This is a genomic window from Sphaerisporangium siamense, assembly GCF_014205275.1.
In the GTDB taxonomy this organism is placed as follows: domain Bacteria; phylum Actinomycetota; class Actinomycetes; order Streptosporangiales; family Streptosporangiaceae; genus Sphaerisporangium; species Sphaerisporangium siamense.
Genome location: NZ_JACHND010000001.1, coordinates 186,584 through 199,876, shown reverse-complemented (window position 1 = coordinate 199,876; position 13,293 = coordinate 186,584). Strand labels below are relative to the sequence as shown.

The 13,293-nt window shown below is 71.8% G+C and carries 11 protein-coding genes and 1 tRNA gene; 8 read left to right on the top strand and 4 right to left on the bottom strand.

Annotated features, from left to right (window positions below):
- Positions 1–82: 82 nt before the first annotated feature.
- Positions 83–156, bottom strand: a tRNA-Gly gene (locus BJ982_RS00915).
- A gap of 142 nt (positions 157–298) precedes the next feature.
- On the opposite strand from BJ982_RS00915, the gene dcd reads away from it, so the two are divergent.
- From dcd to BJ982_RS00900, 3 genes are all read left to right on the top strand, one after another.
- Positions 299–874 (top strand): dCTP deaminase, encoded by a 576-nt coding sequence (dcd, locus tag BJ982_RS00910; RefSeq protein WP_184875632.1) that lies wholly within the window; start codon positions 299–301, stop codon positions 872–874.
- Between the two features lie 640 nt (positions 875–1,514).
- Positions 1,515–2,132, top strand: coding sequence for a DUF47 domain-containing protein (locus BJ982_RS00905; protein WP_184608389.1), 618 nt, complete (start codon positions 1,515–1,517; stop codon positions 2,130–2,132).
- Positions 2,133–3,131 (top strand): inorganic phosphate transporter, encoded by a 999-nt coding sequence (locus tag BJ982_RS00900; RefSeq protein ID WP_184875630.1) that lies wholly within the window; start codon positions 2,133–2,135, stop codon positions 3,129–3,131.
- A 13-nt stretch (positions 3,132–3,144) separates the two neighbouring features.
- On the opposite strand, the gene BJ982_RS00895 is transcribed toward BJ982_RS00900, so the two are convergent.
- Entirely contained in the window at positions 3,145–6,912 is a 3,768-nt protein-coding gene (locus BJ982_RS00895) for a tetratricopeptide repeat protein (protein ID WP_184875628.1), read from the bottom strand.
- Between the two features lie 127 nt (positions 6,913–7,039).
- Positions 7,040–7,948 (bottom strand): mycothiol synthase, encoded by a 909-nt coding sequence (gene mshD, locus BJ982_RS00890; RefSeq protein WP_184875626.1) that lies wholly within the window; start codon positions 7,946–7,948, stop codon positions 7,040–7,042.
- Positions 7,949–8,049: 101 nt separating this feature from the next.
- Between mshD and BJ982_RS00885 the strand changes: the two genes are divergently transcribed.
- Positions 8,050–9,762 (top strand): bifunctional metallophosphatase/5'-nucleotidase, encoded by a 1,713-nt coding sequence (locus BJ982_RS00885; protein WP_184875624.1) that lies wholly within the window; start codon positions 8,050–8,052, stop codon positions 9,760–9,762.
- A gap of 61 nt (positions 9,763–9,823) precedes the next feature.
- On the opposite strand, the gene BJ982_RS00880 is transcribed toward BJ982_RS00885, so the two are convergent.
- Positions 9,824–10,543: a response regulator transcription factor gene (locus BJ982_RS00880; protein ID WP_184875622.1), complete on the bottom strand. Its 720-nt coding sequence runs from the start codon at positions 10,541–10,543 to the stop codon at positions 9,824–9,826.
- Between the two features lie 308 nt (positions 10,544–10,851).
- On the opposite strand from BJ982_RS00880, the gene BJ982_RS00875 reads away from it, so the two are divergent.
- The 4 genes from BJ982_RS00875 (at position 10,852) to BJ982_RS00860 (ending at position 13,273) form a co-directional block, all read left to right on the top strand.
- Positions 10,852–11,109, top strand: a complete 258-nt coding sequence (locus BJ982_RS00875; protein ID WP_184875620.1) for a MoaD/ThiS family protein — start codon at positions 10,852–10,854, stop codon at positions 11,107–11,109.
- 160 nt (positions 11,110–11,269) lie between these two features.
- Positions 11,270–11,947 carry an LmeA family phospholipid-binding protein gene (locus BJ982_RS00870; RefSeq protein ID WP_184875619.1) on the top strand — a complete coding sequence of 226 codons (678 nt, stop codon included), beginning with the start codon at positions 11,270–11,272 and terminating at the stop codon, positions 11,945–11,947.
- Positions 11,940–12,491: a sigma-70 family RNA polymerase sigma factor gene (locus BJ982_RS00865; RefSeq protein WP_203959110.1), complete on the top strand. Its 552-nt coding sequence runs from the start codon at positions 11,940–11,942 to the stop codon at positions 12,489–12,491. The genes BJ982_RS00870 and BJ982_RS00865 overlap by 8 nt, the downstream gene beginning before the upstream one ends.
- Positions 12,488–13,273, top strand: a complete 786-nt coding sequence (locus tag BJ982_RS00860) for an anti-sigma factor family protein (protein ID WP_260413495.1) — start codon at positions 12,488–12,490, stop codon at positions 13,271–13,273. The genes BJ982_RS00865 and BJ982_RS00860 overlap by 4 nt, the downstream gene beginning before the upstream one ends.
- Positions 13,274–13,293: the final 20 nt, after the last annotated feature.

The following is a 13,293-nucleotide window of genomic DNA, read 5'->3' as shown; positions in this document are numbered from 1 at the left end:
AATCTGGCACGCGAGTGGGAAATTGCTCAGAAACAAAGAGGACCCGGGTCGGGATCATGCTGCTGACCTGGGCCTTCGCTCGTGGAGCGGGTGACGGGAATCGAACCCGCGCTGTCAGCTTGGGAAGCTGATGTTCTGCCATTGAACTACACCCGCGTCGGTCAGGGGACTGACGACGGGAGTAACTCTAGCGGAACTTGGGGGCGGGCACCTCCCTGGAGGGGGGCGAGTTCGGATTGGGGGTGGTGCCGTGGGATCGGGGCCGGGTGGGAGGGTGGGGCGTTGGTAGGTTGCTGAGGTGCTGCTATCCGATGGTGACATCCGTGCCGAGATCAAGGCGGGCAGGGTCAGGATCGACCCGTTCGACGCGACGATGATCCAGCCGTCCAGCGTCGACGTCCGGCTGGACCGGTACTTCCGGGTCTTCGAGAACCACCGCTACCCGCACATCGATCCGTCGATCGAGCAGGCCGAGCTGACGCGGCTGGTGGTGCCGGAGGGGGAAGACGCGTTCATCCTGCATCCGGGGGAGTTCGTGCTGGCGTCCACCTACGAGGTGATCGGGCTGCCGGACGACATCGCGGGGAGGCTGGAGGGGAAGTCGAGCCTGGGGCGGCTGGGGCTGCTCACGCACTCGACGGCGGGGTTCATCGATCCGGGGTTCGAGGGGCACGTGACCTTGGAGCTGTCGAACGTCGCGACGCTGCCGATCAAGCTGTGGCCGGGGATGAAGATCGGCCAGTTGTGCATGTTCCGGCTGAGCTCGCCGGCCGAGCATCCGTACGGGAGCGCGCGGTACGGGTCGCGGTACCAGGGCCAGCGCGGCCCGACGCCCAGCCGCTCGTTCCTGAATTTCCACCGAACGTCAGTGTGATCAGCGTGAGCAGTGCGATCCGGCCCGCTCTGCCCGGATTGTGAGCCGGCCCGTTCTTCTCGGAGTGTGAGCCGGCGCGTTCTTTCCGGAGTGTGTGCCCACCCCGTTCACCCAGGAGTGGGAGGTAGGTCGTTTGCCGCGCCGTGGGGACTCTGTCGTCCTGGCTGGGGGTGGGGCGTTCTCCGGCCGGGACCGGGCGTGAGCCCGCCCGTGGACGGGCCGTTCACCTCGCTCGGGGTGGGGTGTACCCCCGAGCGGGGCGGGGCGTTGTGGTGGGCTCGGGGGCGGGTGTGGCGGGTTTGGGTTTTCTGGGGGTTCTTGGGGTGTTGGGGGGTTCGGGAGGGGTGGCGGGGCGTAGGTTCGGTGGAGGGCGCCGCGTGTGATCCGACCCCCGGGGGCAGAGGGTTTCGGTCGTGGGGTCCGGTGGGCCGGTGCGGCCGATACCTCTGCCGTCCGAGAAACTGGGGCTCCAGCGGGCCTTCTGAGGAACCGGGGCGCCGACCGGTGTCGTTCGGCGAATGCTGGGCAACTCCTGGACGAAGGGAGGGTTACGAGACGGGGTTCGTGCGGCGAACTTCGCATTTCAGCTGGTACCCCTTACTCTTCTCTGCGGACAGTCCCCGCACATCTGGAGAACGACGTGCGCCTGCGTCTCACACCGCGTGAGGACAGCTATTACGACCTGTTCGCCGACTCGGCGAACAATCTGGTCACCGCATCCCGGTTGCTGGTAGAGATCATCAGCGACGGTTCGGACAGGGAAGCCCTGGCCGAAAAGATGCGTGCCTGCGAGCACGCGGGTGACGAGCGAACCCACGCGATCATGAATCGCCTCAACGAGAGCTTCATCACGCCGTTCGACCGCGAGGACATCTACCGTCTCGCGTCGAATCTCGACGACGTCATGGACTACATGGAGGCCGCCGCCGACCTGATCGGCCTCTACAAGATCGAGCACCTCCCCAAGGAGGTCGTGCGCCAGGTCGAAGTGCTGGAGCGCGCGGCCGAGCTGACCGCCGAGGCCATGCCGCGGCTGCGCTCGATGAACAACCTGAACGAGTACTGGATCGAGATCAATCGCCTGGAGAACCAGGGCGACCAGGTGTACCGCCGCCTGCTCGCCAAGCTCTTCAGCGGTGAGTACGACGCGCTCACCGTCATGAAGATGAAGGAGGTCATCGACCAACTGGAGATGGCCGCCGACGCCTTCGAGCACGTGGCGAACACGATCGAGTCGATCGCGGTCAAGGAAAGCTAAGTGGAGTTCGCACTCGTCGTCGGCGTGATCGTGATCGCCCTGGTGTTCGACTACACCAACGGTTTCCACGACGCCGCGAACGCGATCGCGACCTCGGTCTCGACCCGCGCACTCACCCCCCGCGCCGCGCTGTTCATGGCGGCGGCGATGAACTTCGTCGGCGCCCACATCAGCACCGAGGTGGCGCGGACCGTCGGAACCGGCATCATCGAGCCGCCGTCCGGCTCCCACGGCCTGGTGGTCGTCGGGGCGGGCCTGATCGGCGCGATCGTGTGGAACTTCGTCACCTGGTACTTCGGGCTTCCGTCGTCGAGCAGCCACGGGCTGATCGGCGGGCTCGTCGGGTCCGCCCTGGCGGCGTCCAGCGTCGTCCAGTGGAACGGCGTGGTGCAGAAGGTCCTCATCCCGATGGTCCTCTCGCCGCTCATCGGCTTCGGCCTGGGCGCCGCCATCATGATCGCGATCCTGTGGATCTTCCGCCGGGCCAACCCCCACAAGGCCGGCAGAGGCTTCCGGTACGCCCAGACGGTCTCGGCCGCCGCGATGGCGCTCGGCCACGGCCTGCAGGACGCCCAGAAGACGATGGGCGTGATCTTCCTCGCCCTCTACACCGGGGGGTACGTCGCCGAGCACGACCCGATCCCGCAGTGGGTGATCCTGGCGGCGGCCGCGGCGATCTCACTCGGCACCTACTCCGGCGGCTGGCGCATCATGCGGACGCTGGGCCGTCGCATCATCCACCTGTCCCCCGCCCAGGGCTTCGCCGCCGAGAGCGCGGCGTCCCTGGTCCTCTACACGATGGCGATCGCCGCCAAGGCGCCGATCTCCACCACGCACACCATCACCAGCGCGATCATGGGCGTGGGCGCCACCAAGCGCCTGTCGGCGGTGCGCTGGGGCGTGGCGGGCAACATCATCACCGCCTGGGTCCTGACGATCCCGGCGGCGGCGCTGGTCGCGGCGTTGTCCTACTACCTCCTCCACTGGGTCGTCGAGTAGCGGCAGGCCCCCGTCACGAGCCGCCCAGCCACCGCTCGATGTTGTGGACGCGCTGCTCGCACTCCTGAACCTCCCGCACGTTGCCGATGGCCTCGTGCGAGAGGCGGAGCGCGCGCAGCGCCTCCACCTGGCCGGAGTGGTTACCCGTCTCGCGGAGCAGCCGCAGGCTCTCCTCCAGGTCGCGCAGCGCGCCCGCGTGGTCGCCGCGGTGCTGGGCGACCAGGCCGAGCGTGTGCCGGCACGAGGCCTGCTCGCGCAGGTCGCCGGCGTCCTTGACGATCTCCAGGGCCCGGCGCGCGTGGTCTTCCGCCTCGTCGGGCCTGCGGAGGGCGAGCAGGATTCTGCCCAGGTTGTTCACGGCCGACCCTTCGTACTGCCGGTCGCCGATCTCGCGGATCTCTCCCACCGCCCGGACGGCCATGTCCAGCGCCCGCCCCGGCCGCCCGAGCCGCAGCAGGACGCGGGCCATGGTGTCGAGGCCGAGCCCCATCGCGTCCCCGCGACGTTCCCGGATGGCCAGGGACGTCTCGGCGGCCCGCAGCGCGTCCTCGGTGAGGCCGACGCGGATGTAGGTGCGGGCGAGGCCGCCGAGCGTGCGGGCCTCGCCCGCGGGGACGCCGAGCTCGCGCCACAGCTTCAGCGCCTGCAGCCCGTGCTGCAGGGAGTCCTCGTAGCGTGCCAGCCGGCGCAGCGTACGGGAGAGGTTCTCCAGGTCGTGGGCCTCTCCGGCCCGGTCGGCGATCTCCCTGCGTATTTCCAGGGCCAGGTTCAGGTGTTCGCGTGACTCGGCGTACCGTCCGAGCTTGAAGTAGACGACGCCGATGGCCGCCCGCGCCTCGGCCTCGCCGCGCTTGTGGCCGATCTCGTGCCCGAGGCGGACGGCCTGCCACAGGCGGGACAGCGCCTCGGCGTGGGCGCCCTCGTCGCGCAGCAGCTTGCCGAGCACGGTCAGCGTCTCGCCCTCGCCGTGCCGGTCGCCGCTGGCCCGCGACAGGCGCAGGGCCTGCTCGGCGTCGCGCCGGGCGAGCCCCCGCAGGCCGAGCTGGCGGTGGATGCGGGCCAGCTCGCGGTAAGGGTCGGCCGACTTCGGTTCGTCGCCGCGGTGCGCGCGCAGGGACAGGTCGATGCGCAGGGACAGGGCTTCGAGGCCGTGGACGACGGCCGTGCGCGGCGCGCCCCGGTAGTAGTGCAGGCGGGCGAGGTTGAGCAGGGTCTCGGCCTCCCCGGCCCCGTCCTTGATGGCCCGGCGGATGCGCAGCGCCTGCAGCGCGTGCTCCTCGGCGGCGGCGTACTCGCCGAGACGGCGCAGGTTCTGGGAGATCGTGTCCAGCGCCTCGGCCTCGCCGGCCTTGTTGGCGGCGACCCGGTGCAGCCGCAGGGACGCCTCGGAGTGCTCGATGGCGAGCCGGTACCGGCCGAGCACGCCGCGGACGTCGGCCAGGTTGTCCAGCGCCTCGGCCTCGCCGAGGCTGTCGCCGAGCCGCTGGAAGCCCCACCGCGCGTCCTCGCCGTAGCTGAGGGCCTTGACGTTCTGCCCGATGCTGCGGTGGGCGATGGCCAGGTGGTGCAGCATCTGCGCGGTGGCGGGCCATTCGTCCATCGCCTGCGCCGACGCCAGCCCGGCCTTGTGGACGCCGATCACGTCCCTGACGTAGCCGCGGGAGGTCATGAAGTCGTAGACGGCGTCGGCCAGGTTGAAGGCGAAGGGGTGCAGCCCGTGCCTGGCGGCCTGGTGCGCGGCGGCGACCAGGTTGCGGCGCTCGCATTCGAACCAGGTCAGGTGCCGGTCGCGCTCGGCCTCGGAGGCGGCGTGCGGCCGTACGGCGCGGTCGTGCAGGACGCGCCGGGGACGGCCGAGGGCGTCGCCGGCGCGCATCGCGGTGGCGAGGTAGTGGGTGAGCAGGCGCCGGACGGCTCCCGTGCGTTCGGCCTCGCTGTCCTCCAGCAGCACCCGTTCCTTGGCGAAGACCCGCAGCAGGTCGTGGACGGCGAACCGCTCGCCTTCCTCCTCGCCGGACCGGGCGGTGAGCAGGTTCAGCCTGCTCAGCGCGCGCAGGCGGCGCCGCGTGTCGGGCACGGTCTCGTCCAGCAGCGCCGCGCAGGCGTCGATCCCGATGTCGGGGCCGGTGGTGAGGCCGAGGTAGCGGAAGGTGCGGCGCAGCTCGGCGGTCAGGACCCGGTAGGACACCTCGAAGGCGGGGCGCACGGCGGCGCGGGGCTCGTCGTCCTGGGCCAGCTTGGACAGGCGGTCCTGGCCGTCGAGGTCGCGCACGGTGTCGGCGATGCGTTCGTCGGGGTGCTGGACGAGCCTGGCGGCGGTGATGCGCAGGGCGAGCGGCAGCAGCGCGCACTGCCGCACGAGCCGCGTGGCGTCGGCGGGGTGCTCCCGCAGCCGCGCGTCCCCGGCGCCGAGGACGGCGGCCATGAGCTGGAGCGCCTCGTGCTCGGGCATGACGTCCAGGGCCAGGGGTTCGACGCCGTCGGCGGGGGTGAGGCCGGGGTGGCCGGCCAGCGCCGCCTGCGTGGTGACCAGCAGCAGGCAGCGGTTGGACGGGGGCAGCAGCGGCCTGATCAGCTCGGGGTCCTCGCCGGCGTTCTCGACGAGGACGAGCATGCGGCGGTCGGCGAGCCTGCGCTGGTAGGCGGCCAGGAGCTCGTTCTCGTCCACGGGCATCTGGTGCCCGGTGACGCCGAGGCCGCGCAGGAGCTGGCCGAGCGCCTCGGCGGTGGTGAGCGGCCGGTTGGGGGCGCCGCGCAGGTCCAGGTGGAGCTGGCCGCCGCTGAAGTGCTCGTCCTTGACCAGGTGGCCCCAGTAGGCGGCGAGCGCCGACTTGCCCACCCCGGCCATGCCCTCGACGATCACCGCGCGCGGGCGGTGGGGGGAGGCGGCCAGGCCGTTCAGGAACCGGATCTCGGCGTCCCTTCCGGTGAAGCAGGGCACGGCGGCGGGAAGCTGCGCGGGCGCGGTCCCGGTGGCGGGGATCCGCATGGCCGGGAGCTGCCGCCGCGCCGCCGTCCTGCCGGGGCCGCCGTTTGAGGCGACGGAGGAGGGGTCCCATTCGGCCGCCCACGGTCCGGCGGCGGCGCGCAGGGCGTCCATGTCCTTGACGCGGATCGTCGAGCCCTGGTGCTCCACGATGTCGTGGTGGGCGTGGACGCAGGCGGCGCCGTTCCCCTTGGGACGCCACACGTGGAAGGCGCGCGCCACGGCGACCCGGTCGACGCCGGCGAAGCTGGCCAGCTCGGTCTGGGTGAGCGGCGGGCCGATGACGACCCCGGCGCCGGAGGGACGGCCGAAGCGCAGGGCCAGCTCGATCAGGTGGAGGGCGATCCTGGCCGGGGCGCGCACGCCGGGGCCGGGGGCGCGGCGGCGGGCGGCGAGCATGCGGCGGTGCCCGAGGCTCTTCATGAGGGCCGCGCCCGCCGACAGCTCCTCGGCCAGGAAGTTCACGAACCTGTCCTTGGGGACCTGGAGGGTGCGCACGGAGGTGAGGGCCTCGATGCGTCCCCGGCAGGGCCAGTCCCACAGGGCCAGCTCGCCTTCCAGGTGGCCGGGGCCGAAGATCTCGATCAGCGACTCGTCGCCGTCGGCGGAGCCGTACAGTTCCTTGGCGTAGCCGTCGAGCAGGACGGTGACGCGGTCGGGGAGCGTGTCGCGGTCGCCCAGGGTCTGGCGGGGGGCGAACTCCCTGATCCAGCCGATGGCGTGCAGGGAGTCACGCTCGATCGGGCCGAGCAGGGACCAGAAGGTCCCCGGTCCTCCGGGGTTGGAGTTGTTCACGTGTGCCTCGCTGTGCTTGTTGGCGGCGGGGCCGGCTCGCGCGGGTCGCGCGCAGCCTCCAGCGTGACGCCTCGTCAGGTCGCCGGATGTGGCAATTGCCACAGCGCGAGTGATGTGCCGGAAGTGCTCAGGCGGGGTGGCGGTACATCACGTCCACGGCCCAGCGGGTGAAGCCGAGGGACTCGTACAGGCGGACGGCCGAGGGGTTGTCCTCGTCGACGTACAGCATGACCTGGGGGAGCCCTCGCCCGCGCAGGTGTTCCAGGCCCGCCACGGTGAGGGCCTTGCCGAGGCCGCCGCCCTGCTCGGCGGGGTCGATCCCGACGACGTACACCTCGCCGATCGCCGCGTCACCGGTGTCGGGCTCGGCGTCGTGGACCTTGGTCCAGTGGAAGCCGGCCAGGCGGTCGCCGCGCACGGCGAGGAAGAAGCCCGCCGGGTCGAACCAGGGCTCGCGTTCGCGCAGCGCGAGGTCTTCGCCGGTCCAGGCGCCCTGCTCGGGGTGGTGGGCGAACGCGCGGGCGTTGACGGCGAGCCAGGCGTCCTCGTCGGCGCCCTGGCGGAAGGTCCGCAGCGCGACGCCCTGGGGGAGGACGACCGGGGGGAGCGGGTCGGCGAGGGGGCGGCGCATCTGCCAGAGCGAGCGGACCCGCGCGAACCCCAGGGCCGCGCCCAGCCGTGCCGCCGCCGGATGGTCGCCGTGCGCCCACAGGCGCAGCGGGCCGCCGGCCTCGGCGAGCGTGGCCTCCAGCAGCAGCCTGCCCAGGCCGCGCCCGCGGCGGGCCGGGTGGACGACCAGCTCGCCGCCCCGGTCCTCGGGGCCGGCCGGGTCGAGGCAGGCGAAGCCCGCGAGCGCGCCGTCGTCGTGGACGAGCAGCGCCCGGCCGCCCGGGGCGACGCCGTACCGCAGCTGGAGCATGACGTGTTCGCTGAGCGGGCGCGCCCCGTCCGCCTCGGCGGCGGCGTCGGCGAGGGCGGTCGCGTCCCGCGCCGCCCGATCGTCCAGTCGCTCCAGAATTTCCACGCGCGTCGTCATGGGTGGAACTCTAATCCGGCAAAAGACGCCACTAATTAGTGGGGCTATTTGTTACCTCCACGTCGTTTTGCGCTGGGGTTGCGTCTCTACTCTCGGCGGATATGAGTGCACCTACCCTCACGCGCATCAGCCTGGCCGCCCTCGTGGCCGCGACCGGTGTCGCCATGGCGGCCGCGCCCGCGACGGCTCACCCGAAGCCCCCCAAGACGGTTCTCGTCCGGCTGGTCTCCATCAACGACTTCCACGGCAACCTGGAGCCCCCGACCGGGTCCGGCGGCGCGATCGTGAACGAGAGCGGCGTCTCGGTCCCCGCGGGCGGCGCGGCGTACCTGGCGACGCACCTGAAGTCGCTGGCCGGCCAGAACGAGAACGGCACCGTGGTCGTGGGCGCGGGCGACCTGATCGGCGCCACGCCGCTGATCTCGGCCGCCTACCACGACGAGCCGACCGTGGAGTTACTCGGCAACTTAGGTCTCGAGGTCTCCTCGGTGGGCAACCACGAGTTCGACGAGGGCATCGACGAGCTCAGGCGCGTCCAGGACGGCGGCTGCCACCCGGTCGACGGCTGCTCACCGGCGGGCAGGTGGAGAGGGGCGTCGTACGAATACCTGGCGGCGAACGTCCTGAAGGAGAAGAACGACCGGTACGCGCTTCCGCCCGTGGCCGTCAAGAAGGTCGGCGGCGTCAAGGTCGGCTTCATCGGCCTGGTCACGCGGACCACGCCGACGATCGTCACCGCCTCGGGCATCGCGGGCCTGAAGTTCGCCGAGGAGGTCGAGTCGGGCAACCGCGCGGCGAGCCTGCTGCGCCGGGCGGGCGTGAAGGCCATCGTGGCGCTGGTCCACGAGGGGGACCAGATCACCCCGAACCAGAGCCCGGACGCCTGCCCGGTCACCCCCGGCGCGGGTTCCCGCATCGCTCAGGGCCTCAGCGCGGACGTCGACCTGGTGATCATGGGGCACTCGCACCAGGCGTACATCTGCAAGACCAAGGACCCCGCCGGCCAGGACCGCTACTACACCCAGGGCTCGTCGTTCGGCCGCGTGCTGACCACGGTCGACTTCCAGGTGGACAAGAAGACGGGCGAGGTCGTCCGCTCCTCGGTCACGCCGGACAACCACGTGGTCACCCGTGACGTGACCCCGGACGCCACCACCGCGGCGTTCGTGCAGACCTGGAAGGACCGGGTCGCGACCGTGGCGAACAAGCCGATCGGCAAGATCACCGCCGACCTCGGCCGGGCCGGCGGCCAGACGGGCGAGACGCCGCTCGGCGACGTGATCGCCGACGCCCAGCTGGAGGCCACCAAGACGGGCGGCGGCGCGGAGATCGCGCTGATGAACCCGGGCGGCGTGCGCGCCGACCTCACCTACGCGCAGAGCGGGTCGGAGGGCGACGGCGTCGTCACCTACGGCGAGGCGTTCACCGTGCAGCCGTTCAACAACCTCATGCAGGTCGTCACGCTGACCGGCGCCCGGCTCGACGCGCTGCTGGAGCAGCAGTGGCAGAACGGCGGCGCGATCACGCGGATTCTGCAGCCGTCCGCGTCGCTGACCTACACGATGAACCTGTCGCAGCCGATCGGCTCGCGGGTGTCGGACATCAAGATCAACGGCACGCCGGTGACGGACACTCAGGAGATCCGCGTCGCGGCCAACAACTTCCTCGTCGGCGGCGGCGACGGCTTCTCGGTCTTCAAGGAGGGCACGAACCTCTGGAGCGGCCCGCTGGACATCGACGCGCTGGTCGCCTACCTCGGCGCCCACTCGCCGGTGGCCCCGCCGGCCACCGCGCGCATCACGCTCGCGGGCTGAGACCCGTGGCAGGGGGCTCGCTCCGCACCGGGGGGTGCGGCGCGGGCCCTTCGCCGGCCGGTCAGCGGGTGACGGGCTCGGGCTCGCGGTCGTCGTTCTGCTCGCCGCCGCGGTCGGGCACGAAGCGGTACCCCACGTTGCGCACGGTGCCGATCAGCGACTCGTACTCGGCGCCGAGCTTGGCGCGCAGCCGCCGGACGTGGACGTCGACCGTGCGGGTGCCGCCGAAGTAGTCGTAGCCCCAGACCTCCTGGAGGAGCTGGGCGCGCGTGAAGACGCGGCCGGGGTGCTGCGCGAGGTACTTGAGCAGCTCGAACTCCTTGAAGGTCAGGTCAAGGGCGCGGTTGCGCAGCCGCGCGGTGTAGGTGGCCTCGTCGATCGACAGGTCGCCGCTGCGGATCTCGTCGGGCACCTCCTCGGCGGCGGCGATCGAGAGCCTGCCGATGGCCAGCCTGAGCCGGGCCTCGACCTCCGCGGGGCCCGCCGTGTCGAGGAGGACGTCGTCGGCCCCCCACTCGGCGGTCATCGCGGCCAGCCCGCCCTCGGTCACGATGACCATCAGCGGGCAGTGCACGCCGGTGGTGCGCAGGAGGCGGCACAGGCTCTTGGCGTGGACGAGCTCCCGGCGCGCGTCCACCAGCACGGCGTCGGCGGGCGGGGCGTCGATGAGCGCGGACGCCTCGGCGGGCGCGACGCGCACGGAGTGCAGCAGGAGCCCGAGGGCGGGCAGGACCTCCGCCGATGGTTCCAGAGCGTTGGTGAGCAGGAGCAGGTTACTCACGGCACCTCCTCGTGGAGAGGCTCGTCGAGGACGGAGGCGACGTGGCGGGACGGCGTCTTCGCTCACTCACCGCATCGGCCTCCTCCCCGCGCTGTAACGGTGGCAGCCGTACAAACACGTAAAGGACCCGGGGGCTACGCTGCCCAGGTCCCGTCAGTACGTGAGGATAGCCCACGGGCGGTCGGCGCCCATAGGCGGTCCGCCGGTGAGGACTCCGTCACGCCGGGGACGGCCGTGAGCGTCGCCTCGCGGCGCGTGGGCGGGCCCGCGCGCGGCGCCGCGCGGGCGGAAATCGGGGAGGGTGCCTGATGGCGAGGGGTACGGTCCGCTACTGGGCCGCGGCCAGGGCGGCGGCCGGCGTGGCGGAGGAGCCGTTCGAGGCCGACAACCTTGACGATCTGGTGGCGGAGATCACGGAAAGACATGGGGCCTCCGACCTGCCGGTGGTGCTGGGGCGGTCGTCCTTCCTGGTGGACGGCCGGCCGGCGGGCATCCGGGACCGGCGCGCGGTCGCGTTGCCCGAGGGCGCGACGGTGGAGGTCCTGCCGCCCTTCGCCGGGGGGTGAGGCCCCTCGCCGGGGGAAACTCCCCGTAATAGGCCGGGAATGCGTGCGTTCCGCTGTTCGCCGTTCTTTCCGGCATACCCCACGAAATCCGCGTTTTCCGGGAATCACGCGGGGGAGTAGACGCGGATAGGCTGGACGGCCCGTCCCCCGGAGGAGTCGGATGCGCAAGTTCGTCGTTTTCCTCATCCTGCTCGGCGTCCTCCTGGCCGTGCTGGACCGCGTCGCGGTCGCCGGCGTCGAGCGCGAGGTCGCCCGCCAGGTCGCCGCCAAGTACGACCTGTCGCCCCCGCCCACGGTCGAGGTCGAGGGCATCCCCTTCCTCACCCAGGCCGTCTCCGGGCGGTACGAAGAGATCAAGGTGCGCATGGGGCGGATGACCACCCCCGACGGCGCCGAGCTGTCGCGCATCGACGCCGTCCTGCACGGGGTGAGCGCCCCGCTCATGGACCTGATCCAGGACTCCGCCACGGCCGACATCCGGGCCGACAAGGTCACCGGCACGATCGTGATCTCCAAGAAGACGCTGGACGCGCGGGTGCCGCAGGGCCTGCGCCTGTCGGGCGACGGCGACGACGCGCTCAACGTCAGCGGCACCCTCTCGGTCGCGGGCATCTCCGTGCCGGTCAACGCCCGGATGAAGATCGAAGTGGTCACCGGCGGCGTCCGGCTCACACCGTCCGACGTCAACGGCATCAAGATCCCCGACGCCACGCGGGCGCTCGGGTTCACGGTGCCGGTCAAGGACCTGCCGCTCAACCTGAAGATCCAGAGCGTGCGCACCACGCCGGAAGGGCTGGCGGTCGAGGGGCTGGCCAGGGACGTGCCCCTTCGTGGCTGAACCGAAGCGCCGGGGCGTACGTCTTGAGGATGTGAGCCCCGCCGGAACCGCCGACGAGCAACTGATCCGCAGTCTTTTCGACGAGCACGCGGGGTCACTCTATGGTTACGTGTTGCGGCTGACGGGCGATCCGGGCAAGGCGGAGGACGTGGTGCAGGAGACGCTTTTGCGGGCGTGGAAGCATCCTGACGTCCTGGCCGACCGCCCGATCCGGGCGTGGCTGTTCACGGTGGCCCGCAACCTCGTCGTGGACCACCACCGCGCCCGCCGCTCCAGGCCGCAGGAGACCACCGACGAGGCTCTGGCCGTGCTGCCCGCCGATGACGAGCTGGAGCGCGCGGTGGAGTCCTGGGGGGTCGCCGACGCCATCGCCGCCCTGCGTCCCGAGCACCGCGAGGTGCTGCTGGAGACCTACTACCGGGGGCGGTCGGTCAAGGAGACCGCCGAGGTGCTGGGCATCCCGCCCGGCACGGTCAAGTCGCGCACGTACTACGCGCTTCGCGCGCTGAAGCTGGCGCTGGAGGAGCGGGGTCTCGCGCCATGAGCGGTTGCTGTGAGGATGTTCGGATGTCCCTGGGGGCCTACACGGTGGGGGCGCTCGACGCGGACGAGGCCGCCCGCGTCGAGACGCATTTGGCGACATGTCCGGAATGCCAGGCGGAGTTCGAGGAGCTCAACGGGCTCACCGCCCTGCTCGGGCGCGTCTCCGAGGGGGACATCGAGCAGGTCGCCAGCCCGCCCCGTGCGGTGCTCGACCGCCTGGTCGCCGCCTCCGCCCGGCGCCACCGGGTCAACAGGATCCTGATGAGCGCCGCGGCCGCCGTCGGCGTCGTCGTGGTCGGCGGCGCGGCGTGGCTGGCCCTGGGCGAAGGCGATCACGGGACCACCTCCGCGGCACGTCCCGCCGTGTCCAGTCCCGCGGGCGGGTCCGGCTTCGCCCCCAAGCAGAACCAGGATTCGCCGACCGGGACAGGGGAGGCCGCGCCCGCCTCGCCCGGCCCGTTGATGGCCACGGACGCGCCCCTGGTGCTCAAGGGCGACCGGAAGGGAATTCGCGCCGAGGTCACGCTGATTCCCGGCGGCGCGGGCACCACCGTGCACATCACCATCACCGGCGTTCCCAAGGGCACGCCCTGCCGCGTGGTCGCGGTCGGGCCGGACGGCGTCGAGTCCCCGGCCGGGAGCTGGACGGTCGACGACCCCGAGTACCGCGTGAAAGGGCCCGCCAACTTCACCGGGCACACCGACCTGACCATGGAGCGCATCCGCGCCTTCGAGTTCCGCACCTCCGACGGCGAACTGCTGGTGTCGGTGGCCAGGAGTTAGCCGATTCCCCGCCCGCGGCG